The organism is Pseudomonas sp. PA-1-3F (assembly GCF_021609665.1).
GTDB lineage: Bacteria > Pseudomonadota > Gammaproteobacteria > Pseudomonadales > Pseudomonadaceae > Aquipseudomonas > Aquipseudomonas paracarnis.
The window spans coordinates 77,295-101,759 of the sequence record NZ_WJZD01000003.1 but is presented as its reverse complement, the minus strand read 5'-3'; the positions used below and the strand labels follow the sequence as shown (position 1 = coordinate 101,759).

Below are 24,465 nucleotides of genomic sequence, written 5' to 3'. Positions count from 1 at the left end.
TCTGACAGGTCGCCCCCACCACTGTAATTGAACCACTGACGAACCTTTCTTTCCCATGCATGCAAACAGCCAGATTCGACTAACATTCAATCAGGATCGCCCGGATCAGGAACATGACGACGACGGTTCTGCAGGCATTGCTGTCCAGGAGGCCAAGCCTGCTTTACAGGCGCCGCCGATGTACAAGGTGGTTTTGTTCAATGATGACTACACACCGATGGATTTCGTCGTCGAAGTGCTCGAGGTGTTTTTTAACCTGAACCGCGAGTTGGCGACCAAGGTAATGCTGGCCGTTCACACAGAAGGACGGGCAGTATGTGGAGTGTTTACCCGCGACATCGCCGAGACAAAGGCCATGCAGGTCAACCAGTACGCCAGGGAAAGCCAGCATCCGCTACTCTGTGAAATCGAGAAGGACGGTTAACGCCGACCACTTGGGTATGAGGTGAAGCTATGTTAAACCGCGAGCTCGAAGTCACCCTCAATCTTGCCTTCAAGGAGGCTCGTTCGAAGCGTCATGAATTCATGACCGTCGAACACCTGCTGTTGGCACTTTTGGATAACGAAGCTGCCGCCACCGTTCTACGTGCGTGCGGCGCCAACCTCGACAAGCTCAAGCATGACCTGCAGGAGTTTATCGACTCCACCACGCCACTGATCCCCGTGCATGACGAGGACCGCGAAACCCAGCCAACCCTGGGGTTCCAGCGGGTATTGCAGCGTGCTGTGTTCCACGTACAGAGCTCCGGTAAGCGTGAAGTCACGGGCGCGAACGTGCTTGTGGCAATTTTCAGCGAACAGGAAAGCCAGGCCGTGTTCCTGCTCAAGCAGCAGAGCGTTGCCCGTATTGATGTAGTCAATTACATCGCCCACGGTATCTCTAAAGTGCCTGGGCACGGCGATCATTCCGAGGGTGAGCAGGATATGCAGGACGAGGAGGGCGGTGAGTCTTCTTCTTCGAGCAATCCGCTGGATGCCTATGCCAGCAACCTCAATGAAATGGCGCGCCAGGGGCGGATCGATCCGCTGGTGGGGCGTGAGCATGAGGTTGAGCGTGTAGCGCAGATCCTTGCGCGTCGTCGCAAGAACAACCCGTTGCTGGTGGGCGAGGCGGGCGTGGGTAAGACCGCGATTGCCGAAGGCCTGGCCAAACGCATTGTCGACAACCAGGTGCCAGACCTGCTGGCCAGCAGTGTCGTCTATTCCCTTGACCTGGGCGCGTTGCTCGCCGGGACCAAGTACCGTGGCGATTTCGAGAAACGCTTCAAGGCGTTGCTCGGTGAGTTGAAAAAGCGTCCACAGGCCATCCTGTTCATCGACGAGATCCATACCATCATTGGCGCCGGTGCAGCTTCCGGTGGGGTGATGGACGCTTCCAACCTGCTCAAGCCGCTGCTGTCCTCGGGTGATATCCGTTGTATTGGTTCGACCACGTTCCAGGAATTCCGCGGCATCTTCGAAAAAGACCGTGCCCTGGCGCGTCGCTTCCAGAAAGTCGACGTGTCCGAGCCGTCGGTTGAAGACACCATCGGTATCCTGCGCGGGCTCAAGGGGCGTTTTGAAGCGCACCATGGCATCGAATACAGCGATGAGGCCTTGCGTGCGGCGGCTGAGCTGGCGTCGCGCTACATCAATGACCGGCATATGCCTGACAAGGCCATCGATGTGATCGACGAAGCGGGTGCCTATCAGCGCCTGCAGCCGGTCGAGAAGCGCGTGAAACGCATCGACGTGCCTCAAGTCGAGGACATCGTGGCCAAGATCGCGCGGATTCCGCCAAAACACGTCACCAGCTCCGACAAGGAGTTGCTGCGTAACCTGGAGCGCGACCTCAAGCTCACCGTGTTTGGCCAGGATGCGGCCATCGACTCGCTGTCCACGGCGATCAAGTTGTCGCGTGCTGGCCTCAAGTCGCCGGACAAGCCAGTCGGTTCGTTCCTGTTCGCAGGTCCGACCGGCGTCGGCAAGACCGAGGCGGCTCGCCAGCTGGCCAAGGCCATGGGCATCGAACTGGTCCGTTTCGACATGTCCGAGTACATGGAGCGCCACACTGTGTCGCGCTTGATCGGTGCGCCTCCGGGCTATGTCGGCTTCGACCAGGGCGGCCTGTTGACCGAGGCGATCACCAAGCAGCCACATTGCGTATTGCTGCTCGATGAAATCGAAAAGGCTCACCCGGAAGTCTTCAACCTGCTATTGCAGGTCATGGACCACGGGACCCTGACCGATAACAACGGGCGCAAGGCAGACTTCCGCAACGTGATCGTGATCATGACCACCAACGCCGGTGCCGAAACCGCGGCGCGGGCTTCGATCGGCTTTACGCATCAGGATCACTCCTCCGATGCCATGGAAGTCATCAAGAAGAGCTTCACGCCGGAGTTCCGCAACCGCCTGGACACCATTATTCAGTTTGGTCGCCTCAGCCATGAGGTCATCAAAAGCGTGGTGGACAAGTTCCTCACCGAGCTTCAAGCGCAGTTGGAAGACAAGCGCGTGCAGCTGGATGTGACGGAAGCGGCCCGCAGTTGGATCGCAGAGGGCGGCTACGATGCGGCAATGGGCGCACGCCCAATGGCGCGTCTGATCCAGGACAAGATCAAGCGGCCACTGGCCGAAGAGATCCTGTTCGGCGAACTCTCCGACCATGGTGGGGTGGTACATATCGACCTGAAGGACGGCGAGCTGACCTTCGAGTTCGAGACCACGGCTGAAATGGCCTGATCGTTAGCTGCAACATTGCAAAAGGCGCCGAAAGGCGCCTTTTTGCTGCCTGAAATACGATTACGAGACAATGACGGTCAACTGTGGGAGCTGGCTTGCCTGCGATGACGGTCCTTCAGTCGCACATCGTTAACTGGCCCACCGCTATCGCAGGCAAGCCAGCTCCCACAGGGTCAAGTGGCGACTGTTAAATCCTGCGCACACAAAAACGCCCGGCATAACCGGGCGTTTTGTATTGACTTGCTTAGCGAGCGCGGTAAGTGATGCGCCCTTTGCTCAAGTCATAGGGCGTCAGCTCGACGCGCACTTTGTCACCGGTAAGAATACGAATGTAGTTCTTGCGCATCTTGCCGGAGATATGCGCGGTTACGACGTGCCCATTTTCCAACTCCACACGAAACATGGTGTTGGGCAGGGTGTCGACGACAGTGCCTTCCATTTCGAAGCTGTCTTCTTTCGACATGCAGTAAAGCCCTCGGTATCCAGTGAATGGCCCGGTGCAACTGCGCCAGGCAAAAGCGGCGTGCATTGTGCCCGAAAAAGGGTGTTCAAGCCAAGGGGTTCTAGTTAAGCGTGACCCATCTTTGATTAATCAGCAGCTCAATGGGTCGATATTGGGTCTTGTAGTTCATCTTTTTGCAGTTCTTGATCCAGTATCCGAGGTACACCGCTTCCAGCTCCAGGCGCAGCGCTTCGCCTATTTGCCAGAGGATGGCGAAGCGCCCGAGGCTGCGGCGTTCTTCGGTCGGTTCATAGAAGGTGTACACCGCCGAGAGGCCGTTGGGCAGTAGGTCGGTCACCGCTACGGCCAGCAGGCGGCCGTCGAGGCGGAACTCGTAGAAACGCGAAAAAGGCAAGTCACGCACCAGGAATGTGGAAAACTGGTCGCGGCTGGGCGGATACATATCGCCGTCGGCATGACGCTGCTCGATATAGCGTTGGTAGAGATCGAAATATTCTTCGCTGTATTGGGGTTTGGTGGCGTGTACTGTCAGGTCAGCGTTGCGCTTGAGAATGCGTTTCTGATTACGGTCGGGCGAAAACTGCGCAACCGGGATACGCGCAGGCACGCACGCGTTGCAGTTCTGGCAATGGGGGCGATACAGGTGATCGCCGCTGCGCCGGAAGCCCATCTCGGACAGGTCGGCATACACATGCACGTCCATGGGCTGGCTGGGATCGAGGAACAGCGTGGTGGCCTGCTCGTCGGGCAGATAGCTGCATGAGTGGGCTTGAGTGGCATAGAACTTCAAGCGCGCCAGCTCGGTCATGATCAACCCTCGGGATAAGCTTTGAAATAAGTGTAAGCCACGTGTGCGAAAGTCGCCTAGGAAACCCACGGCCCAGCGTTGGGTTGGTCCAGATGTTTATGCAGGAAGTCAGCGAAGACGCTGCGGGGTATGCCGCGAGCACCCAGGCTGTGCAGGTGTTCGTTGGGCATCTGGCAATCGATCAGCACAAATCCCCAGGCTTGCAGTTGCCGGGTCAACGTGGCGAAGCCGAATTTGGAGGCGTTGTCGGCGCGGCTGAACATGGACTCGCCAAAAAACAACTGGCCCATCGCCAGGCCATACAGGCCACCTACCAGTTCGCCCTGGTCCCAGACCTCGACGGAATGCGCATAGCTGCGTTGGTGCAGCTCCAGATAAGCCTTCTGGATACCTTCGGTGATCCAGGTGCCATCGGCGTAGGCACGGGGCGCGGCGCAGGCTTGGATGACGGCGGCGAAATCCTGGTCGAAGGTCACGGTATAGCGCTGCTGGCGCAATAATTTGCCCAGGCTACGGGAAACATGCAGCTCGTCGGGGAAAATCACCGTGCGCGGGTCTGGCGACCACCAGAGGATAGGCTGGCCTTCGGAGAACCAGGGGAAGCAGCCATGGCGGTAGGCCTGGATCAGTCGTTCGGCCGACAGGTCGCCACCGGCGGCGAGCAGGCCGTTGGGTTCGCGCATGGCCTTGGCCAAGGGAGGGAACGTCAGGGTGTCGCGTTGTAACCAGGTCAGCATGGCATCCAGGCTTAGGGAAGGGGAGGGGAGTGGCAGGTCATGCACCTGCACCGCAAGCGTTGATTATTGACGACCCTGCGCCATGGGGCCAGCCCGAATAGGCGATTGACGAGGATTAGCATGAACGGGTGTTTCTGCAACTCTGTACACAGGGTGTGGTCGTAATCGGGTCTGGCGCATGCCGGCCATTTGCCAAGCTTGCCTGGATTGCTAAATACAGCTCATAAGCCTTTGTCAGCAAAGGCAATGCATGCTCAAATTGTCCGTGCAGTCAGGTGAAGGGCAAGTGTGTGGCATCGCGCACGCAAACCCGTACAATGCGGCCATTGTGGCGTTATCGCCATTTCACCTATCCGTCACCGGGTGTTAAAAGTAGATTCAGCAACATTCGTTCATTTTTCAACTGCTCCGGATAGAGCAGTCGTGTGTAGTCATTCAACAGATGGACGCGCTAAAGGCGCAGGAATAGACCCGTTTTGAAGAAATCCGCCGCAGCACCTAAAGCAGCAGTCGTACCGGCCTGGCGCCAGCACCTGCATTACCGACTCAAGGAAGGCGCACTGATTGCCATCGGTGCGCTGTGCCTGTTCCTGATGATGGCCTTGCTGACCTATGGCAAGGACGATCCGGGCTGGAGCCATAACAGCAAGATCGATGACGTGCAGAATTTCGGCGGCCCTGTAGGTTCCTACAGCGCCGATATCCTCTTCATGATCCTGGGTTACTTTGCCTACATTTTCCCGCTGTTGCTGGCGATCAAGACCTGGCAGATCTTCCGCCAGCGTCACGAGCCGTGGCAGTGGAGCGGCTGGCTGTTCTCCTGGCGCCTGATCGGCCTGGTGTTCCTGGTGCTGTCGGGCGCTGCGCTGGCGCATATCCACTTCCATGCCCCGACCGGTCTGCCGGCGGGCGCGGGCGGGGCCCTGGGTGAAAGCCTTGGCGACCTGGCGCGCAGGACCCTGAATATCCAGGGCAGCACCCTGATGTTCATCGCGCTGTTCCTGTTCGGCCTCACGGTATTCACCGACCTGTCATGGTTCAAGGTGATGGACGTGACCGGCAAGATCACCCTCGACCTGTTCGAATTGTTCCAGGGCGCCGCCAACCGCTGGTGGGCCGCCCGTGTCGAGCGCAAGCAAATGGTGGCGCAGCTGCGTGAGGTCGACACCCGTGTCAACGAGGTGGTGGCCCCAAGCACGCCGGATCGGCGCGAGCAAGCCAAGGTCAAGGAGCGCTTGATCGAGCGCGAGCAGGCCCTGAGCAAGCACATGTCGGACCGTGAAAAGCAGGTGCCGCCCGTGATCGCCCCGGCACCGCCCAAGGCGCCGGAGCCCAGCCATCGCGTGCAAAAAGAGAAGCAGGCACCGCTGTTCATCGACAGCGCCGTCGAAGGCACCTTGCCGCCGATCTCGATTCTGGACCCGGCCGAAAAGAAACAACTCAACTATTCCCCCGAATCCCTGGCGGCCGTCGGCCACCTGCTGGAAATCAAGCTCAAGGAATTCGGCGTCGAAGTGTCGGTGGACTCGATCCATCCGGGCCCGGTGATCACCCGTTACGAAATCCAACCGGCCGCCGGGGTAAAAGTCAGCCGCATTTCCAACCTGGCCAAAGACTTGGCACGTTCCCTGGCCGTGACCAGCGTGCGCGTGGTGGAAGTGATCCCGGGCAAGACCACCGTGGGTATCGAGATTCCCAACGAAGACCGCCAGATCGTGCGCTTCTCCGAAGTGCTGTCGACGCCGGAATACGACAACTTCAAATCGCCGGTCACCCTGGCGCTCGGCCATGACATCGGCGGCAAGCCGGTGATTACCGACCTGGCGAAAATGCCGCACTTGCTGGTAGCCGGTACCACTGGTTCCGGTAAGTCGGTGGGTGTGAACGCCATGATCCTGTCGATCCTGTTCAAGTCCGGGCCGGATGACGCCAAGCTGATCATGATCGACCCGAAGATGCTGGAACTGTCGATCTACGAAGGCATCCCGCACCTGCTGTGCCCGGTGGTCACCGACATGAAGGACGCCGCCAACGCCCTGCGCTGGAGCGTTGCCGAGATGGAGCGCCGCTACAAGCTCATGGCGAAGATGGGCGTGCGTAACCTGTCGGGCTTCAATGCCAAGGTCAAGGAAGCCCAGGACGCCGGCACACCGCTGACCGACCCGCTGTACAAGCGCGAAAGTATTCACGATGAAGCACCACTGCTGACCAAGCTGCCGACCATCGTGGTGGTGGTCGATGAATTTGCCGACATGATGATGATCGTCGGCAAGAAGGTTGAAGAGCTGATCGCCCGTATCGCCCAGAAGGCACGGGCGGCGGGTATCCACTTGATCCTCGCGACACAGCGGCCGTCGGTGGACGTGATCACCGGCCTGATCAAGGCCAACATTCCGACGCGCATGGCGTTCCAGGTCTCCAGCAAGATCGACTCGCGCACCATCATTGACCAGGGTGGCGCCGAGCAACTGCTGGGCCACGGTGACATGCTCTACATGCCGCCGGGCACCAGCCTGCCGATTCGCGTTCACGGCGCCTTTGTTTCCGATGACGAAGTCCACCGTGTGGTCGAAGCCTGGAAACTGCGCGGCGCGCCCGAGTACAACGACGACATCCTCAACGGCGTCGAAGAAGCCGGCAGCGGCTTTGAAAATGGCGGCGGTGGCGGTGATGACGATGCCGAGACCGACGCTTTGTATGACGAAGCCGTGGCCTTCGTACTGGAAAGCCGCCGTGCCTCGATTTCGGCGGTGCAGCGCAAGCTTAAAATCGGCTACAACCGCGCCGCCCGCATGATCGAAGCCATGGAAATGGCCGGCGTCGTGACCGCAATGAACACCAATGGCTCGCGTGAAGTCATCGCCCCCGGGCAGATGCGCGACTGATTCCGCGCCGCGTGGCAACACGCGGCGTGCCCTGACTACTCAATGAGGACTCCCATGCGCTTTATCCGCATGCTGTTGTTGCCAGCCTTGGCCCTGACCGCTGTTTCGGCTCACGCTGACCCGGCTTCCGTCGCCAGCCTGAAGAACCTGTTGGACAAATCCCAGACCCTCACCGCGCGCTTCTCCCAGCTGACCCTGGATGCCGGCGGCACCCAGTTGCAGGAAACCGCCGGTGAAATGGCCGTGCAGCGCCCAGGGCTGTTCTACTGGCATACCGAAGGCAAGGCGGAGCAGACCATCGTTTCCGACGGCCAGAAAGTCACGCTGTGGGACCCGGACCTGGAACAGGCGACCATCAAGAAGCTCGATCCACGCCTGAACCAGACCCCGGCACTGCTGCTGTCGGGTGATGTGTCGAAAATCAACGACAGCTTCGACATCACCTCCAAGCAGACCAGCAACGTCATCGAGTTCACCCTCAAGCCAAAATCCAAGGACACGTTGTTTGACACGCTGTCCCTGTCGTTCGGCAACGGCGTGATCAACAACATGCGCCTGGTCGACAGCGTCGGCCAGCGCACCGATATCCTGTTCTCCGGGGTCAAGGCCAACCAGCCGGTGCCCGCGTCCAAGTTCAAGTTCGACATCCCCAAGGGTGCCGACGTGATCCAGGAATAAACTGCCCAGAGGTTTCAAACGCTGCCCATGGATCTGTTTCGAAGTGACCCGATTGCCCAGCCGTTGGCCGCGCGCTTGCGTTCGACCAACCTGGATGAGTACGTCGGTCAGGAACACCTGCTCGCTCGGGGCAAGCCCTTGCGCGAAGCCCTGGAGCAGGGTGCGCTGCATTCGATGATTTTCTGGGGGCCGCCGGGCGTGGGCAAGACCACCCTGGCGCGGTTGCTGGCGAAGGTCTCGGATGCGCACTTTGAAACGGTCTCGGCGGTGCTCGCCGGGGTCAAGGAGATCCGCCAGGCGGTGGAAGTCGCCAAGCAGCAGGCCGGGCAATACGGTAAACGCACTATCCTGTTCGTCGACGAAGTGCATCGCTTCAACAAGTCGCAGCAGGATGCGTTCCTGCCTTATGTCGAGGACGGTACGCTGATCTTTATCGGCGCCACCACCGAAAACCCTTCCTTTGAATTGAACAACGCCTTGTTGTCACGGGCGCGGGTCTATGTGCTCAAGAGCCTGGATGAAGCGGCGATGCGAAAGCTGCTGCACCGAGCCTTGAGCGAAGACAAGGGGCTGGGCAAGCGCCAGCTGAGCCTCAGCGATGAAGGTTTCAAGATTTTGCTGACCGCCGCCGATGGCGACGGGCGCCGCTTTCTCAACTTGCTGGAGAATGCTTCCGACTTGGCCGAAGACGGCGGCGAGATTGGCGTCGACCTGTTGCAAAGCTTGCTCGGTGACACACGCCGGCGTTTCGACAAGGGCGGCGAAGCCTTCTACGACCAGATTTCCGCGCTGCACAAATCCGTACGCGGTTCCAACCCTGATGGCGCGCTGTATTGGTTTGCGCGCATGATCGATGGCGGTTGCGACCCGCTGTACCTGGCGCGTCGTGTGGTGCGCATGGCCAGCGAAGACATCGGCAATGCCGACCCGCGGGCCCTGAGCCTGTGCCTGGCCGCCTGGGAGGTGCAGGAGCGCCTCGGCAGTCCGGAAGGCGAGTTGGCGGTCGCCCAGGCCATCACTTACCTGGCCTGCGCGCCCAAAAGCAACGCAGTGTACATGGGCTTCAAGTCGGCCCTGCGTGCGGCCGCCGAGCATGGTTCCCTCGAAGTGCCGCTGCACCTGCGCAACGCGCCGACCAAGCTGATGAAGCAGCTGGGGTATGGCGACGAATACCGTTATGCCCACGATGAGCCGGACGCCTACGCGGCCGGCGAAGACTACTTCCCCGATGAGCTGGAGCCGCAGCCGTTCTACCAGCCAGTGCCCCGTGGCCTGGAGCTGAAGATCGGTGAGAAGCTCAACCACCTGGCCACCCTCGACCGTCTGAGCCCCAGACAGCGGAGAAAAACATGATTCCTTTGGTGATCGCCGTCTCGGCGGGAGGTATCGCCGGTACACTGCTGCGCTTCGCCACCGGCAATTGGATCAACGCCAATTGGCCGAAACACTTCTATACGGCGACGCTCGCCGTTAATATCGTGGGCTGCCTGTTGATCGGCGTGTTATACGGCCTGTTTTTGTTACGCCCGGAAGTGCCTGTCGAGGTACGTGCCGGCCTGATGGTTGGCTTTCTTGGCGGCCTGACGACTTTTTCATCCTTTTCACTGGATACCGTGCGCCTGCTGGAAAGCGGGCAAGTGCCGCTGGCGATTGGCTATGCGGCCATCAGCGTATTCGGCGGGCTGCTCGCCACCTGGGCTGGCCTGTCCTTGACCAAACTTTGATAACGAGAGACCGACATGCTCGATTCCAAACTGTTACGTAGCAACCTTCAGGACGTAGCGGACCGCCTGGCATCCCGTGGCTTTGCCTTGGATGTTGCGCGCATCGAAGCGCTGGAAGAACAGCGCAAGACCGTCCAGACCCGCACCGAAGCACTGCAGGCTGAACGTAATGCGCGCTCCAAGTCCATCGGCCAGGCCAAGCAGCGCGGTGAAGACATCGCGCCGTTGATGGCGGATGTCGAGCGCATGGGCACTGAGCTGTCCGACGGCAAAATCGAGCTGGAAGGCATTCAGACCCAATTGGATTCGATCCTGCTGGGCATTCCGAACCTGCCCCACGAATCTGTGCCGGTCGGCGAAGATGAAGACGGCAACGTCGAAGTGCGCCGCTGGGGCACGCCGAAAGCCTTCGATTTCGAGATCAAGGACCACGTCGCCCTGGGCGAATTGACCGGTGGCCTGGATTTTGAAACCGCGGCAAAAATGTCCGGCGCACGCTTTGCCTTGCTGCGCGGCCCGATTGCGCGCATGCACCGTGCACTGGCGCAGTTCATGATCAACCTGCACACCGGCGAACACGGTTACGAAGAAGCCTACACCCCGTACCTGGTTCAGGCGCCGGCGTTGATGGGCACCAGCCAACTGCCGAAATTCGAAGAAGACCTGTTCAAGATCAGCCGCGACGGCGAAGCCGACCTGTACCTGATCCCGACCGCCGAAGTGTCGCTGACCAATATCGTCGCCGGCGAAATCCTCGACGCCAAGCAACTGCCGTTGAAGCTGGTTGCTCACAGCCCGTGCTTCCGTAGCGAAGCCGGCGCGTCGGGTCGCGACACCCGTGGCATGATCCGCCAGCATCAGTTCGACAAGGTTGAAATGGTCCAGGTAGTAGAGCCGTCGACCTCCATGGAGGCCCTGGAAGGCCTGACTGCCAACGCCGAGCGCGTGCTGCAGTTGCTGGAGCTGCCTTACCGCGTACTGGCCCTGTGCACGGGCGACATGGGCTTCAGCGCCGTGAAAACCTACGACCTGGAAGTGTGGGTGCCGAGCCAGGACAAATACCGCGAGATTTCGTCGTGCTCCAACTGCGGTGACTTCCAGGCCCGTCGCATGCAGGCGCGTTTCCGCAACCCGGAAACCGGCAAGCCGGAGCTGGTGCACACCCTCAACGGTTCGGGCCTGGCCGTAGGCCGTACCCTGGTGGCCGTGCTGGAAAACTACCAGCAGGCGGACGGTTCGATCCGTGTACCTGAGGTGCTCAAGCCGTACATGGCGGGCGTTGAGGTCATCCGCTAAATGGAATTTCTGCCGCTGTTTCATAACCTGCGCGGCAGTCGTGTGTTGGTCGTCGGTGGTGGGGAGATTGCCTTGCGCAAATCCCGGCTGCTGGCCGACGCCGGCGCGGTGTTGCGGGTGGTTGCTCCCCAGATCGAAAGCCAGCTGCGTGAGCTGGTGCTGGGCAGTGGCGGGGAACTGATGTTGCGCGGTTATCAGGAGGCCGACCTGGACGGTTGCACCCTGATTATCGCGGCCACCGACGATGAGCCACTGAATGCGCAAGTATCCAGTGATGCCAAGCGTCGCTGCGTGCCGGTCAATGTGGTGGACGCGCCAGCGTTGTGCAGCGTGATCTTCCCGGCGATTGTCGACCGGTCACCCTTGGTGATTGCCGTCTCCAGCGGCGGTGACGCGCCGGTACTGGCACGGCTGATCCGCGCCAAGCTGGAAACCTGGATTCCCTCGACCTACGGTCAATTGGCTGGGCTGGCCGCGCGTTTTCGGGCTCAGGTCAAAGGTTTGTACCCGGATGTGCAGCAGCGCCGGGCGTTCTGGGAAGAAGTGTTCCAGGGCCCGATTGCCGACCGCCAGTTGGCCGGGCAGGGCGAGGAGGCCGAGCGCCTGTTGATCGAAAAGGTCAATGGCGCCCCGCCTTATGCGCCCGGTGAGGTGTACCTGGTGGGTGCAGGCCCAGGCGACCCGGATTTGCTGACCTTCCGCGCATTGCGCCTGATGCAGCAAGCCGACGTGGTGCTGTACGACCGTTTGGTTGCGCCGGCGATTTTGGAACTGTGCCGTCGTGATGCCGAGCGCGTGTACGTCGGCAAGCGTCGCGCCGATCACGCGGTGCCCCAGGACCAGATCAACCAGCAACTGGTAGACCTGGCCAAGCAAGGCAAGCGCGTGCTGCGCCTCAAGGGGGGGGACCCGTTCATCTTTGGTCGTGGTGGCGAAGAGATCGAAGAGTTGGCGGCCCACGGCATCCCGTTCCAGGTGGTGCCGGGTATTACGGCAGCCAGTGGTTGCGCGGCCTATGCCGGGATTCCGCTGACTCACCGCGACTATGCCCAATCTGTACGTTTTATTACCGGGCACTTGAAGAACGGTACCTCGGACTTGCCTTGGCAAGACCTGGTCGGCCCCTCACAGACCCTGGTGTTCTACATGGGCTTGATTGGCTTGCCGATCATTTGCGAGCAGTTGATCAAGCACGGGCGCGCGTCGGACACCCCAGCGGCGCTGATCCAGCAGGGCACCACGTCCAACCAGCGCGTGTTCACCGGCACCCTGGCCGACCTGCCGCGCATGGTGGCGGAGCATGAAGTGCATGCGCCGACATTGGTGATCGTCGGTGAGGTGGTGGTGTTGCGTGAGAAGCTCAAGTGGTTCGAGGGCGCTCAGGCCCAAGTCTGAACCGGCTCCTGTGGCGAGGAGCTTGCTCCCGTTGGAAAGCGAAGCGCTCCCCAGATTTTGGGGCCGCTACGCCGCCCAGCCGGAGCAAGCTCCCCCGCCACAGAAGTTATCAGCCAAAGACACCTTTACCCGGCAGCCGCACCCCATCATGCCCCCGATCAAACCCCCTCAACGGCCCCTTCGGCACAATCCCCGCCGGGGTTATCGTGCGCTGGCTGGCATAGTAATGCCCCTTGATATGCTCGAAATCCACCGTCTCGGCCACGCCTGGCCACTGATACATCTCTCGCAGCCAGTTTGACAAGTTCGCATAATCGGCAATTCGCCGCAGGTTGCATTTGAAGTGGCTGTAGTACACCGCATCAAAACGAATCAGCGTAGTGAACAGCCGCACATCGGCTTCGGTCAGGTACTCGCCGGCCAGATAGCGATGGCTGCCCAGGTGCTGTTCCAAGTGATCCAGCTCGGCAAACACATCATCAAACGCACTTTCATACGCCTGTTGTGAGGTGGCGAAACCTGCGCGGTACACGCCGTTGTTCACGGCGGGGTAGATGCGTTCGTTGAGGCTGTCGATGGTCGAATGCAGGGCTTGGGGGTAGAAATCCAGGATATTGCCGGTCAGCGCATTGAACGCACTGTTGAACATGCGGATGATCTCCGCCGATTCATTGCTGACGATGCGCTTGAGCTTTTTGTCCCACAGCACCGGCACGGTTACGCGCCCGGTATAGTCGGCGGTATCGGCGGTGTAGCGTTGGTGCATGAAGTTGAAACCGTCCAGTTTGTCGCCGCTGGAGCCGTGGGCCTTGTCGAAGGTCCAGCCGTTTTCCAGCATCAGCCAACTGACCACCGAGACGTCGATCAGGCTTTCCAGGCCCTTGAGCTTGCGCAGGATCAAGGTGCGGTGCGCCCACGGGCAGGCGAGGGATACATAGAGGTGATAGCGACCGGCCTCGGCCTTGAAGCCGCCTTCACCACTCGGGCCTGGCGCGCCATCGGCGGTCACCCAGTTGCGGCGTTGTGCCTGTTCCCGTTGGAAAGCGCCATCGGCGCTACTTTCGTACCACTGGTCTTTCCACTGTCCTTCGATCAATAAACCCATGACTGGCTCCCTTGGCTGATAAGCGTTGGAGCCCAGTCTAAAGGGATGAGTTCGAACTAAAAGCGCAAAGAACCGGCGTGAATGATCGATTAAATCGATTTATCCCGTGCGTCCCAGTACTCCTGGGCCAACTCGAACGCCTGCTGCCGCGGGTGATCAAGGCCGCGCAGGGCTAACGCCATGGTGGCGATCAACGCCAGTTGCGGGTAGCTGTCCTCAACGTCGCCGCGCCACAGTGCTTTTAGGTGCTCGGGCTCAAGCGTTGCCGGCTTGACGTGGCGCTGGACGGAAAGGGCGGGCCACTCTTCGTCCCAGCTCTGGCCGCCAGTGGTGCCATAAAGATGACTGAGGGTGTCGGGGTTGATTTCGATCTCGCCGCCGTCGCCCTTGACCACAATCACGTTGTCACCCAGCAAGCCACTGGCATCGCGATGCACGCCCTGGTAACCGGGGTGGAAAATGCTTTGCAGGCCACAGCGCGCATTCAGCGGGTTGAGCAGGCGCGCCAGAGAGTGGATAGGCGAACGCAGGCCCAGAGTGTTGCGCAGGTCAATCATGCGTTGCAGCTGTGGCGCCCAATCACCCAACGGGATAAATGCCAGGTCGCCGTGGGCAAAGGCGCTTTCGACCTGTTGCCAATCGCGGCACAGCGGGATCTGCAAGCTGTCCAGCAATTGCTCGGTGTACAAACGCCCCGCAGTGTGGGCGCCGCCGCCGTGCATCAGGATGCGCACGCCATTCTGTGCCAGGCATTTGGCTGCCAGCAGGAACCACGGCAGGTGGCGCTTTTTACCGGCGTAGGTCGGCCAGTCGATATCGACGTTCAGCGCTGGCGCGTGCAGGCGCTCACGTACGGCTTCGGTGAAACCGGCGAGTTCTTCCGGGCTTTCTTCCTTGTGGCGCAGCAGCATAAGGAAGGCGCCGAGCTGGGTGTCCTCGACCTTTTCCTCAAGCAGCATGCCCATGGCTTCCCGCGCTTCCTCGCGGGTGAGGTTGCGCGCGCCACGCTTGCCTTTGCCGAGGATGCGCACGAACTGCGCAAAGGGGTGCTCTTGGGGTGTTACGAGAGTCAGGGGGGCAAAGTCGGTCATAAGCAATTCGTCGGCCTGGGCAGGCCCGCCAGCTTGGCGGCGAGTTTGGCGGGAGTGCCGTTGAACAGTTTGTTGAGGTGCAGGCTGTTGCCCTTTTCCGGGCCCAGCTTCAAGGCGGTGTACTTGATCAGCGGGCGCGTGGCGGGGGACAGCTGGAACTCGGTGTAGAACTGGCGCAGCAGGGTGAGGATTTCCCAGTGTGCCGGGGTCAGTTCCAAGGCTTCGGCAGCGGCCAGGGCATTCGCCACTTCATCGGACCAGTCGTTGAGGTCGACGAGATAGCCGTCCTTATCCAGTTCCAGGGTGTGTGCGCCGACGGTCAAGGTGTTCATAGCCAGGTGTTGACCTTGTCGTAGTCGATCGACAGTTGCACGAAGCCTGGGTAATCGACGCTGTCAGCCCAGTCGGGCAGCGGCAGGTTGCGCGCCTGCATGTCTTCGGCCAGCACAAACACCTTTACGCCTTTGGTTTGCAGGGCGGGCGTGTGCAGGCCGTAGGCTCCGTCGCCGCACAGCAGGATTGCGTCCTCGGCGCCACAGATGCGCAGGCAGCTATCGAGGCGGCTGTCGGTAAACGGGGAATGAGACACCACATGTAGAGTCGACATCAGAGGGTAATCACCTGGTCGTAACGGTCAATCAGTTGGGAAATGGCTTGGCTGTCGAGCACCTGTGCGTTGGCGGGTGGCGGCAACCCGCGTGCGGAAAGACTATGGCTGCACGCGAACACGTCATCAATGCCGAACAGGCCCAGGGCCTGCAGGTTGGCACTCAGGTCTTTCTGTTGCACGGCCTTGGCCGCTTGGTTCGGCGCCAGTTGGAACACACCGTCATCCAGGAACAACAGGCCAATGGGCAGATCGAACGCGCCACCGGCCAGCACGATATCCAGTGCTTCCCGCGCACTCGGCCCGGACCACGGGGCCTGGCGGCTGATCACCAACAAGGATCTGGACATGTCACGGCCCTCCAAAACAGATCAGGCGGTCGGCGTCCTGGATCGCGTCATGCAATTGGCCCAGGCCCGACAACGCCCAGGGTGCTTCCAGGTTGATCGCGCTGCGTTGGTAACGCGCAGCTTCCTCGGCATTAAGCACACCCCGGCGCAGCGCGGCGGCGATGCACACCACGCCGTCGAGCTGGTGCTGGCTGACAAACTCGCGCCATTGGCGCGCAATGTCTTGCTCATCCTGGGGCGCGACGATGTTATTGGACGCGCTGTACACGCCGTCCTGGTAGAAAAACAGCCGCACGATCTCATGCCCGCCGGCCAGCGCCGCCTGGGCGAACAACAGGGCGCGGCGCGAGGAGGGCGCGTGGGCGGCGCTATACAGTGCAATCGCGAACTTCATGGAAGACTCTGCCAACAAACGTCGGCCAATGATAAAGCCGCCGCCGCGAAAAAGCCCGCCGTGATCAAAACGGTCACTGTGGTTGATCGTTCTGACGATTGCCGGCAGGCGCCAGGCTGCCTAGTCTGTGGGTATTCGCAACCCAACTGGAGTCCCCATGTCAGGTCCCTTGGCGTCCCTTAAAGTGCTGGATTTTTCCACCTTGCTGCCCGGCCCGTTTGCCTCCCTGATGCTGGCGGACATGGGCGCCGAGGTGCTGCGTATCGAATCGCCCACGCGGATGGACCTGTTGCGTGTGTTGCCGCCCCATGATCGTGGCACCTCGGCCAGCCACGCCTACCTCAATCGCAACAAGCGCAGCCTGGCCCTGGACCTCAAGCAGGCCGAGGCGCTGGAGATTGTGCGTGAGTTGGTCAAGGGCCATGACATCCTGCTCGAGCAGTTCCGCCCCGGTGTCATGGCGCGCCTGGGCCTGGGCTATGAGGCGCTGAAGGCGATCAACCCGCGGCTGATCTATGTGTCGATCACCGGCTACGGCCAGACCGGCCCCTATAAGGACCGCGCCGGGCACGATATCAACTACCTGGCGCTGGCCGGCGTCGCCAGCCATACCGGGCGCCAGGACACCGGCCCGTTGCCCCTGGGCGTACAACTGGCTGATGTGGCAGGCGGTTCGCTGCATGCCGTGGTGGGCTTGCTGGCGGCGGTAATTGCCAGGCAGCAAAGCGGGGTGGGGCAATACCTGGATGTGAGCATGACCGATTGCTCGTTCAGCCTGAACGCCATGGCTGGGGCCGGTTACCTGGCTTGTGGGGTCGAGCCTGGGTGGGAGAACCATGTGCTCAATGGCGGGAGTTTCTATGACTATTACCGCACGCGCGATGGGCGCTGGATGTCGGTGGGCAGTTTGGAACCGGGGTTTATGCAGCAGCTGTGCGCGGCCTTGGGACGCCCGGAGCTGGCGGCATACAGTGTGACGCCCGAACGGCAGGGCGTGCTCAAGCAGGCGTTGCAGGTGGAGTTCGAGAAGCGCAGTTTTGACCAGTTGTGTGAGTTGTTTGCCGGAGTGGATGCCTGTGTTGAGCCGGTGTTGAGTTTGAGCGAAGCGGTGGAGCATCCCCAGTTGAAGGCGCGGGAGCTGGTCAGCCAGGTGCCCCGGGGTGATGGCTCGACACAAGCGCAATTGGCCTGCCCGCTGAAATTCTCCGGGGGGTTGCCGGCGCCCAGGCATATTGGAGTGGCGGTGGGGGCGCACAGTGATGAGGTGCTGGCGGAGTTGGGGTTCGGTATTGAGCGGATAGAGCAATTGCGGCAGGCCAAGGTTGTAGGTTGACTGAGCCGACGCTTTCGCAGGCAAGCCAGCTCCCACATTTGGGATTGTGTTCACAGATCCAAATGTGGGAGCTGGCTTGCCTGCGAAGAGGCCCTCATTCCACCCGAGTTTCCCCGGTGAACACCAGCGTCTGCCGACACCGCCGACACAAATACCGCCGCCCCTGGTTCACCAGCCCATGGCGCTGCGGTGAAAACGGAAAATCACTGTCCGCACACGGGCAGCGGTAAATATAGCGAGTCACTTGCCGGCGCTTGACCTCGTAGGTATGGCAACGGTCGGGCGGCAGCTCGTAAACCCCGCGCATGATCAACTGCCATTCCTCGCCATGGGGCTGGATACGCTCGCCAAACAATTGGTGGGCAATCAGGTGCGCCACTTCGTGGGCCACGGTTTGCTTGAGAAAGTGTTGGCTGTTTTCACGGTACAACTGAGGGTTGAAGCGCAGCAGGTTCTCGTGCAAATGCGCGACACCGGCTTTCTGGCCCCGCAGCTTGAGGCTGACCTGGGGGCGTTTGAAGCTTCGTTTGAAAAAGGATTCGGCTTGCAGGAAACAATCTTCGACGCGGGTATTGAGTTGCTCGGGCATGCTGTACATATCTCCAGAGACGCCCAGTATGCCGCAAAGCTGGGTGTTTCCGAATCTGTCAGGCGCCGAATGGTCATGCATAACGCACAAAGCCACCTTGCGGTGGCCTTGCCTGCGGGGTTTTTCGTTCAACTGGTGTAGATCGGCCCGACGCCCAGGCCCCAGACGATCACGGTAAAGGCCATGATCGCTACCAGCACCACCAGGCCGACAGCCAATACCGAGCTGGAAAACAGGAAGCCTTCATCCGGGTCGATACTCATGAAGGTTGGCAGCCCCACATACAGCAGGTACACCGTGTAGCAGATCGCCGCCGTGCCCACGACCATGCCCAACCACATATGCGGGTAGAGCGCCGCCAGCCCGCCGATAAACAAGGGTGTGGCGGTGTAAGTGGCAAATGCCACGCAGCGGGCCATGCTTGGGCTGGCGTCGTAGGTGCGGGCCATCCAGTGAATGAACGCGCCCATCACCGCCACGCCGCACAGCATGGCCGCGTAGGACATGAGAGTCATCCACAGCGCGCTTTCCTGGGTCAGCATCACCGGGGCACGGTTGCCGATGACCCAGCCGACTTGAGTGGTGCCAATAAAGGCGGAAATGGCGGGGATCGCCGCGAGAATCAGGGTATGAGTGAGGTACATGTGGCTGATGCTTTCTTCTTTATCGCCACGGATTTCCCGCCATTCCTGGTCGGGATGGGTAAACAGCCCCACGACGTGATGGATCATGCCAGTCACTCCTGTCGTTATTACCATCGCCCCCCATCGGAGCGCCCACGGGCCATATGGCCTGAAAGGTCTGGATAGATGTGCGACCTCAAGTCGCAGTATAGAAAGGGATGACCGGAATAACCGTAGGGCCTTTAGAGCAAATTGCGCTGTAAACAGGGGGGCTAATCGCGGTGTGGTCTGTCTGAGGTCATGGGATCCAGTGTGGGAGCTGGCTTGCCTGCGATGGCGGCCTGTCAGGAACAGAGATGTTGACTGGCACACCGCTATCGCAGGCAAGCCAGCTTCCACATTGGATCTGCGCCAGTCTTACCGGTAAAATGCTGCGCTTTTCGTCACACACCTTTGCGGATCCAAGCGCCATGGGCACTCTTACAGTCAACCAGAACAAACTGCAAAAACGCCTGCGTCGCCTGGCCGGTGAAGCGGTCGCCGATTTCAACATGATCGAGGAAGGCGACAAGGTCATGGTCTGCCTCTCCGGCGGCAAAGACAGCTACACCATGCTCGACGTGTTGCTGCACCTGCAGAAGGTCGCGCCAATCAAGTTCGAGATCGTGGCGGTCAACATGGACCAGAAGCAACCCGGTTTCCCTGAGCATGTGCTGCCGGCCTATCTGAAAGAACTGGGCGTCGAGTATCACATCGTCGAGAAAGACACCTACTCGGTGGTCAAGGAATTGATCCCGGAAGGCAAGACCACCTGCTCGCTGTGCTCGCGCCTGCGCCGTGGCACGCTCTATACCTTTGCCGATGAGATCGGCGCGACCAAGATGGCCCTGGGTCATCACCGCGATGACATTGTCGAAACCTTCTTCCTCAATATGTTCTTCAACGGCTCGCTCAAGGCCATGCCGCCCAAGCTGCGCGCCGATGATGGGCGCAACGTAGTGATCCGCCCGCTGGCGTATTGCAACGAGAAGGACATCCAGGCTTACTCCGATTTCAAGCAATTCCCGATCATCCCGTGCAACCTGTGCGGCTCCCAGGAAAACCTGCAGCGCCAGGTGGTCAAGGAGATGCTGGTGGACTGGGAGCGCAAGACCCCTGGGCGTACCGAAAGTATCTTCCGCAGCCTGCAAAACGTGATCCCGTCGCAATTGGCCGACCGCAACCTGTTCGACTTCACCAGCTTGAAAATCGATGAGACCGCCGCATCGCGTTTCGTCAATGTAGTGAACCTCTGAGTCTTCCCGAGGCTCTAGTACACGGCGCTTGCGGGCGCCGTTTTCAATTCGACTGACAGGAGAGGGCATGCGCGATTACAAGTGGCTGCACGAATATTGTCTGAACCGCTTCGGTTCGGCGGCCAAGCTGGAAGCCCATCTGCCGGTGCCCAAGACCCCGGCGCAATTGCGCAAGATAGCGGATGACCGTTACCTGTCGACCTTGGCGCTGCGAGTGTTCCGCGCCGGTTTGAAGCACAGCGTGGTCGATGCCAAATGGCCGGCGTTCGAGCAGGTGTTCTTTGGCTTCGACCCGGAAAAAGTCGTGCTGATGGGTGCCGAACACCTGGAACGGCTGATGCAGGACACCCGCATCATCCGCCACCTGGGCAAGCTCAAGAGTGTGCCGCGCAACGCGCAGATGATCCTGGATATCGAGCAGGAGAAAGGCAGCTTCGGCGCGTTTATCGCTGATTGGCCGGTGACCGATATCGTCGGGCTCTGGAAGTACCTGAGCAAGCACGGCCACCAGTTGGGCGGCCTCTCGGCGCCTCGCTTCCTGCGCATGGTCGGCAAGGACACCTTTGTACCGAGCGATGACGTGGTGGCAGCGTTGAATGCGCAGAAGATCGTCGACAAGGCGCCGACCAGCCTGCGCGATTTGGCGACAGTACAGGGTGCCTTCAACCAGTGGCATGCCGAGAGTGGGCGGCCGATGTGTCAGCTGTCGATGATGTTGGCCTATACCGTCAACCATTGATACTGATCGTTCCCACGCTCCGCGTGGGAATGCTGCCCAGGACGCTCTGCGTCCCGGGCCTAGTGCAAGGGTGACGCGGAGCGTCACAGGATGCATTCCCACGCGGAGCGTGGGAACGATCAGTCTTCAGGTCTGGTTTAAATCAGCAGCCAGGCGCCGGTTAAATTGATGCCGCCAACGCACGTACAGCAACGCCGTGCAAAACACCGCCAGGCTCGTCAGCATCTCCAGCACACCAAACCACTGGCGGTTCGGGTCATACGCCGCCAGCGCGCCCTTGATGAAATACAGGTTCACCACAAAGCACATCCACGAATGCCCGCGTGCGCTGCCCATCAGCATGCCTGGCGCAAGTATCAGCAGCGGCACCAGCTCGATCAGCAGGATGACCCACGGGCGCGCCCCATGCAGGTCGGCGACAAACAGGTAGTACACGCACAACAAGCCCACCAGGCCCAAAAACGCCAGCAGGCTCAGCGCGCGTGCCACCTTGACCCGTGGCTCCAGCCACTCCCGTGGCGGCAGGACTTTAGGCTTCCTGGCCACGGCCGTTCTCCAACAGCGTGGCGGTCTTGGCCAGGCGCAGGCCCAAGGCCCGGCACAGGGAGATTTCATGTTGATCGAGCATACGCTTGCCGTCTGGCCCGGAATGGTGGCTGGCGCCATACGGCGTGCCGCCGCCCTGGGTGTCGAGCAGTGCCTGCTCGCTGTAGGGCAGGCCGGTGATCAGCATGCCGTGGTGCAGCAGCGGCAGCAGCATCGACATCAGCGTGGTTTCCTGGCCGCCATGCAGGCTGGCGGTGGAGGTGAACACGCCGGCCGGCTTGCCGACCAGAGCGCCGGTGAGCCACAGGTTGCTGGTGCCATCGAGGAAGTACTTGAGCGGCGCGGCCATGTTGCCGAACCGGGTCGGGCTGCCCAGGGCCAGGCCCGAGCAGTGCTTCAGGTCGTCCAGGCTGGCATACAGCGCGCCTTCGTCGGGAATGCTCGGCGCCACCGCTTCGCACTCGGTGGAAATCGCTGGCACGGTGCGCAACCGCGCTTCCATGCCGCCTTGCTCGATACCGCGGGCAATCTGTCGGGCCATCTCGCTCACCGAGCCGTTGCGGCTGTAATACAACACCAGCACATAGGGCGTAGTCACGGCAGGATCTCCAGCACGTTCTCGGGCGGGCGGCCAATGATGGCTTTGTCGGCGGTTTCCAGGATCGGGCGTTCCATCAGCTTGGGATGGGCTGCGATGGCGGCGATCAGTTGGGTGTCGCTGAGGCTGGCGTCGGCCAGGTTCAGGGTTTTGTATTCGTCTTCGCCGGTGCGCAGCAGTTGGCGTGCGCTGATCCCCAGTTTTTTCAGCAGGGCCTCGATTTGCGCGGCATCCAGCGGGGTTTCCAGGTAGCGCACGACGGTCGGGGTGAGGCCGCGGGCTTCCAGCAGTTCCAGCGCACCGCGGGATTTCGAGCAGCGCGGGTTGTGATAAAGCGTCAGATCGGTCATGTGCGGGTCGCATCTTGCGTAAGGTGGCGGGTATTCTACCTGCGCTGGCGCCTGTCCTTAAACCGTAAGAGGCGATAGGCCGCAGCCAACGTTCATTTTTGCGAAGGAATACCCCATGACAAGGCGACTGATCGGTGCATTGGCGATCATCACAACCCTGCTGCTCAGCGGCTGCGGTAACGATTACGGCGTTGACCAATACGGCCAGAAAGTGGCGGCCGAACGCCTGGACAAACAGTGGCTGGTGGTCAACTACTGGGCCGAATGGTGTGGCCCGTGCCGCACGGAAATCCCCGAGCTCAATGCCCTGGCAGAACAGTTGAAAGGCCAGAATGTCGGGGTGTTCGGCGTCAACTTCGACAATGTGCAGGGTGAGGAACTGAAGGCCGCCAGCGACAAGCTGGGGATCAAGTTCACGGTACTGGCCCAGAACCCGGACGGGATCTTCGAGATTCCGCGCAGCGAGGCCTTGCCGGTGACCTACATCATCGACGACAAGGGCAAGGTGCGTGAGCAGTTGATGGGTGAGCAGACAGCGGAAGGGGTGTTGGCCAAGCTCAAGGCCCTGAAAGGCTAGAACTATGGGAGCTGGCTTGTCTGCGATGGCCATGGGTATCTACACAATTTTGGAGTGACGCTGGACCTGTGGCGAGGGAGCTTGCTCCCGTGACGGCTTGACAGCCGACGCTGATCTAACTGAGGCACGGTGATCCAAATATGGGAGCTGGCTTGCCTGCGAAGGCGGCCTGCCAGCCGACCGGGATATTGGATTTGACCGAGTACATATCCATTATTTAGGTAACGGCCACCGATGGTTCCGCTCTGACAGCGGCTCACTTTTGAAAAGCCGGAATGCCGGCCCAGACAAAAGTAAGCAAAACGCTCTTGCCCCACCACTCGGCACCTCGCTTAGGCTCGGTGTGCCCGTAATCCGCCAGTGATTTGGGGGGCCGCCGCCACGCGCCACCCATGGCGCGGGGCGGCTAAACCGGCATCCCTGCCGGTTTACCCCCCAAATCCCTGTCGAATTCCGGCCAGCGTGGTTTGACGGGGCGCCTGAGATCAAGATCAAAAGCAGATCAAGATCAAGAGCGACTCGCTTCGCATCGTGGTTACCGTCTGCTGTTACAACCCACAAAGTTGTGTAGATACCTATGCTGCGATGGCATCGCTGCGGTGTACCTGATACGCCGCGTCGTCCGCATCGCAGGCAAGCCAGCTCCCACAGAACCAGAGGACACCGCGTTAATACAGGAGAGTGCGCCTAGGTCAGCCTTCTTCGAGCCACAGGCGGATCGGCTTGCCTTCGGCCGGCCAGAACCGCGTCTGTTCGATCGGCGAGATGTCCCAGCGCTGCACGCCTTGCAGGGCCTGGAAGAAGCGATGCTCTTGCTCCATCAGGGCCTCGGCGCACATTTTCCGGGTGCTGCCGACCGGGCCGAAGCTGAGCTTGTCGCCTTCGACCGTGTACGGCGCAAACCAGTGGTTACAGCCGCCATTGCCATAGGCGCGACCATCGGCGCCCAGGGTGACGGTAAGGTGCGCGTAGTCCATCAACGGCCGCTCACCGATCCATTCCACGACGTAGCTGTGGTCGCGCTCCAGCTTGGCGCCATCGGCGGCGCAGCCTGCCAGGCCCAGGCCGATTGCGGCGAGCAGCAGCCGGCCTTTCATTGCGCGGCCTGCTGGCATTTCGGGCAACGGTGCTTATCGCCTTCGCTGGCCCAGCCCAGTTCTTTGATACGCGCGTTGGCGGCCGGTTGCAGCGGCGCTTTGGTCAGCTTGGTTTCTACCGCGAATTCAAACTCCAGCACGGCGTCGCAGCTGTCGCAATTGACCTTCCAGGTGTGGATCTCGAGTTCGCCGAACTTCGGCCCTTGGGCCATGGCGACCCACTGGCCCGCCGGGCGGATGGAGTAGCGTGCGTCACCTTCGACGGTGAGTCGCATCGACAGGGTTTTACTGCCGCGCAGGCTGACGATCAGGACGTCGCCATGTTTGATCGAACCACCGTTGCCGGTGACCTGGTAACGGCCCGGCACCAGGGCACGGCATTCGATCAGGGTGTGTTGCGGGCTCAGCAAGCTGAAGCGGAAATCGTGTTCGGCCATGGATCCTCCAAATAGGCGCGGCAT

At 60.7% G+C, this 24,465-nt stretch carries 28 protein-coding genes; 12 read left to right on the top strand and 16 right to left on the bottom strand.

Annotation, left to right across the window (positions count from 1 at the left end; genetic code table 11):
• Positions 1–55: 55 nt before the first annotated feature.
• Together clpS and clpA are read left to right on the top strand one after the other, a co-directional pair.
• Positions 56–424, top strand: coding sequence for an ATP-dependent Clp protease adapter ClpS (gene clpS / locus GIV26_RS02885; protein WP_005789091.1), 369 nt, complete (start codon positions 56–58; stop codon positions 422–424).
• A 29-nt stretch (positions 425–453) separates the two neighbouring features.
• Positions 454–2,724, top strand: a complete 2,271-nt coding sequence (gene clpA, locus GIV26_RS02880) for an ATP-dependent Clp protease ATP-binding subunit ClpA (RefSeq protein WP_236279469.1) — start codon at positions 454–456, stop codon at positions 2,722–2,724.
• A gap of 244 nt (positions 2,725–2,968) precedes the next feature.
• Here the strand turns inward: clpA and infA are convergent, their stop codons facing one another.
• The 3 genes from infA to aat form a co-directional block, all read right to left on the bottom strand.
• A complete protein-coding gene (infA, locus tag GIV26_RS02875) occupies positions 2,969–3,187 on the bottom strand; it encodes a translation initiation factor IF-1 (RefSeq protein WP_002553999.1) in 219 nt (72 codons plus the stop codon).
• Between the two features lie 100 nt (positions 3,188–3,287).
• Positions 3,288–3,995, bottom strand: coding sequence for an arginyltransferase (locus GIV26_RS02870; protein ID WP_003192088.1), 708 nt, complete (start codon positions 3,993–3,995; stop codon positions 3,288–3,290).
• 56 nt (positions 3,996–4,051) lie between these two features.
• Entirely contained in the window at positions 4,052–4,732 is a 681-nt protein-coding gene (aat, locus tag GIV26_RS02865; RefSeq protein WP_236279468.1) for a leucyl/phenylalanyl-tRNA--protein transferase, read from the bottom strand.
• A gap of 476 nt (positions 4,733–5,208) precedes the next feature.
• Here aat and ftsK point away from each other — a divergent pair, with 476 nt between their 5' ends.
• Genes ftsK through cysG form a run of 6 tightly spaced genes read left to right on the top strand, consistent with a single transcriptional unit; the run spans position 5,209 to position 12,710 of the window.
• Positions 5,209–7,617: a DNA translocase FtsK gene (gene ftsK, locus GIV26_RS02860; RefSeq protein ID WP_032896677.1), complete on the top strand. Its 2,409-nt coding sequence runs from the start codon at positions 5,209–5,211 to the stop codon at positions 7,615–7,617.
• A 54-nt stretch (positions 7,618–7,671) separates the two neighbouring features.
• The gene (gene lolA, locus GIV26_RS02855) at positions 7,672–8,295 is read left to right on the top strand and encodes an outer membrane lipoprotein chaperone LolA (RefSeq protein ID WP_003174700.1); all 624 of its coding nucleotides are present in this window, start codon (positions 7,672–7,674) and stop codon (positions 8,293–8,295) included.
• Positions 8,296–8,322: 27 nt separating this feature from the next.
• Positions 8,323–9,648, top strand: coding sequence for a replication-associated recombination protein A (locus GIV26_RS02850; RefSeq protein WP_034127878.1), 1,326 nt, complete (start codon positions 8,323–8,325; stop codon positions 9,646–9,648).
• Complete coding sequence (gene crcB, locus GIV26_RS02845) at positions 9,645–10,019, top strand: fluoride efflux transporter CrcB (RefSeq protein WP_054898297.1); 375 nt, start codon at positions 9,645–9,647, stop codon at positions 10,017–10,019. The genes GIV26_RS02850 and crcB overlap by 4 nt, the downstream gene beginning before the upstream one ends.
• A 15-nt stretch (positions 10,020–10,034) precedes the next feature.
• A complete protein-coding gene (gene serS / locus GIV26_RS02840; protein WP_032896683.1) occupies positions 10,035–11,315 on the top strand; it encodes a serine--tRNA ligase in 1,281 nt (426 codons plus the stop codon).
• The gene (cysG, locus tag GIV26_RS02835) at positions 11,316–12,710 is read left to right on the top strand and encodes a siroheme synthase CysG (protein WP_034127875.1); all 1,395 of its coding nucleotides are present in this window, start codon (positions 11,316–11,318) and stop codon (positions 12,708–12,710) included.
• A gap of 109 nt (positions 12,711–12,819) precedes the next feature.
• Here the strand turns inward: cysG and GIV26_RS02830 are convergent, their stop codons facing one another.
• The 6 genes from GIV26_RS02830 to tusD all read right to left on the bottom strand — a co-directional run bounded on the left by GIV26_RS02830 (position 12,820) and on the right by tusD (position 16,257).
• The gene (locus tag GIV26_RS02830; protein ID WP_236279467.1) at positions 12,820–13,815 is read right to left on the bottom strand and encodes a glutathione S-transferase family protein; all 996 of its coding nucleotides are present in this window, start codon (positions 13,813–13,815) and stop codon (positions 12,820–12,822) included.
• Positions 13,816–13,904: 89 nt separating this feature from the next.
• Positions 13,905–14,906 (bottom strand): glycosyl transferase family protein, encoded by a 1,002-nt coding sequence (locus GIV26_RS02825; protein ID WP_236279466.1) that lies wholly within the window; start codon positions 14,904–14,906, stop codon positions 13,905–13,907.
• Positions 14,903–15,238 carry a TusE/DsrC/DsvC family sulfur relay protein gene (locus tag GIV26_RS02820; RefSeq protein WP_034127872.1) on the bottom strand — a complete coding sequence of 112 codons (336 nt, stop codon included), beginning with the start codon at positions 15,236–15,238 and terminating at the stop codon, positions 14,903–14,905. Before GIV26_RS02820 ends, GIV26_RS02825 begins: the two co-directional genes overlap by 4 nt.
• Positions 15,235–15,513, bottom strand: a complete 279-nt coding sequence (gene tusB, locus GIV26_RS02815; RefSeq protein WP_054898293.1) for a sulfurtransferase complex subunit TusB — start codon at positions 15,511–15,513, stop codon at positions 15,235–15,237. The genes GIV26_RS02820 and tusB overlap by 4 nt, the downstream gene beginning before the upstream one ends.
• Positions 15,513–15,863 carry a sulfurtransferase complex subunit TusC gene (gene tusC / locus GIV26_RS02810; protein ID WP_034127870.1) on the bottom strand — a complete coding sequence of 117 codons (351 nt, stop codon included), beginning with the start codon at positions 15,861–15,863 and terminating at the stop codon, positions 15,513–15,515. The genes tusB and tusC overlap by 1 nt, the downstream gene beginning before the upstream one ends.
• A 1-nt stretch (position 15,864) precedes the next feature.
• Entirely contained in the window at positions 15,865–16,257 is a 393-nt protein-coding gene (gene tusD / locus GIV26_RS02805) for a sulfurtransferase complex subunit TusD (protein WP_186527164.1), read from the bottom strand.
• 157 nt (positions 16,258–16,414) lie between these two features.
• On the opposite strand from tusD, the gene GIV26_RS02800 reads away from it, so the two are divergent.
• Positions 16,415–17,590 (top strand): CaiB/BaiF CoA transferase family protein, encoded by a 1,176-nt coding sequence (locus GIV26_RS02800; RefSeq protein ID WP_236279465.1) that lies wholly within the window; start codon positions 16,415–16,417, stop codon positions 17,588–17,590.
• 94 nt (positions 17,591–17,684) lie between these two features.
• Here the strand turns inward: GIV26_RS02800 and GIV26_RS02795 are convergent, their stop codons facing one another.
• Positions 17,685–18,179 carry a SprT family zinc-dependent metalloprotease gene (locus tag GIV26_RS02795; RefSeq protein WP_003192067.1) on the bottom strand — a complete coding sequence of 165 codons (495 nt, stop codon included), beginning with the start codon at positions 18,177–18,179 and terminating at the stop codon, positions 17,685–17,687.
• A gap of 128 nt (positions 18,180–18,307) precedes the next feature.
• Positions 18,308–18,910: a Yip1 family protein gene (locus GIV26_RS02790; RefSeq protein ID WP_014718889.1), complete on the bottom strand. Its 603-nt coding sequence runs from the start codon at positions 18,908–18,910 to the stop codon at positions 18,308–18,310.
• Positions 18,911–19,272: 362 nt separating this feature from the next.
• Between GIV26_RS02790 and ttcA the strand changes: the two genes are divergently transcribed.
• Together ttcA and GIV26_RS02780 are read left to right on the top strand one after the other, a co-directional pair.
• Positions 19,273–20,097 carry a tRNA 2-thiocytidine(32) synthetase TtcA gene (gene ttcA, locus GIV26_RS02785; protein ID WP_054917314.1) on the top strand — a complete coding sequence of 275 codons (825 nt, stop codon included), beginning with the start codon at positions 19,273–19,275 and terminating at the stop codon, positions 20,095–20,097.
• 67 nt (positions 20,098–20,164) lie between these two features.
• Positions 20,165–20,836: a DNA-3-methyladenine glycosylase I gene (locus GIV26_RS02780; RefSeq protein WP_054898289.1), complete on the top strand. Its 672-nt coding sequence runs from the start codon at positions 20,165–20,167 to the stop codon at positions 20,834–20,836.
• A 126-nt stretch (positions 20,837–20,962) separates the two neighbouring features.
• Here the strand turns inward: GIV26_RS02780 and GIV26_RS02775 are convergent, their stop codons facing one another.
• From GIV26_RS02775 to arsC, 3 genes are read right to left on the bottom strand one after another with little or no spacing between them, the layout of a single operon-like run.
• Positions 20,963–21,382: a DUF2069 domain-containing protein gene (locus tag GIV26_RS02775; RefSeq protein ID WP_236279464.1), complete on the bottom strand. Its 420-nt coding sequence runs from the start codon at positions 21,380–21,382 to the stop codon at positions 20,963–20,965.
• Positions 21,366–21,980 carry an NAD(P)H:quinone oxidoreductase gene (wrbA, locus tag GIV26_RS02770; RefSeq protein ID WP_236279463.1) on the bottom strand — a complete coding sequence of 205 codons (615 nt, stop codon included), beginning with the start codon at positions 21,978–21,980 and terminating at the stop codon, positions 21,366–21,368. The genes GIV26_RS02775 and wrbA overlap by 17 nt, the downstream gene beginning before the upstream one ends.
• A complete protein-coding gene (gene arsC, locus GIV26_RS02765) occupies positions 21,977–22,330 on the bottom strand; it encodes an arsenate reductase (glutaredoxin) (RefSeq protein WP_034127864.1) in 354 nt (117 codons plus the stop codon). Before arsC ends, wrbA begins: the two co-directional genes overlap by 4 nt.
• 115 nt (positions 22,331–22,445) lie before the next feature.
• On the opposite strand from arsC, the gene GIV26_RS02760 reads away from it, so the two are divergent.
• Positions 22,446–22,907, top strand: coding sequence for a TlpA disulfide reductase family protein (locus GIV26_RS02760; protein ID WP_003192057.1), 462 nt, complete (start codon positions 22,446–22,448; stop codon positions 22,905–22,907).
• Positions 22,908–23,599: 692 nt separating this feature from the next.
• Here the strand turns inward: GIV26_RS02760 and GIV26_RS02755 are convergent.
• Entirely contained in the window at positions 23,600–24,004 is a 405-nt protein-coding gene (locus tag GIV26_RS02755; RefSeq protein WP_072446026.1) for an META domain-containing protein, read from the bottom strand.
• A complete protein-coding gene (locus GIV26_RS02750; RefSeq protein WP_003192054.1) occupies positions 24,001–24,441 on the bottom strand; it encodes a hypothetical protein in 441 nt (146 codons plus the stop codon). Before GIV26_RS02750 ends, GIV26_RS02755 begins: the two co-directional genes overlap by 4 nt.
• Between the last annotated feature and the right edge of the window lie 24 nt (positions 24,442–24,465).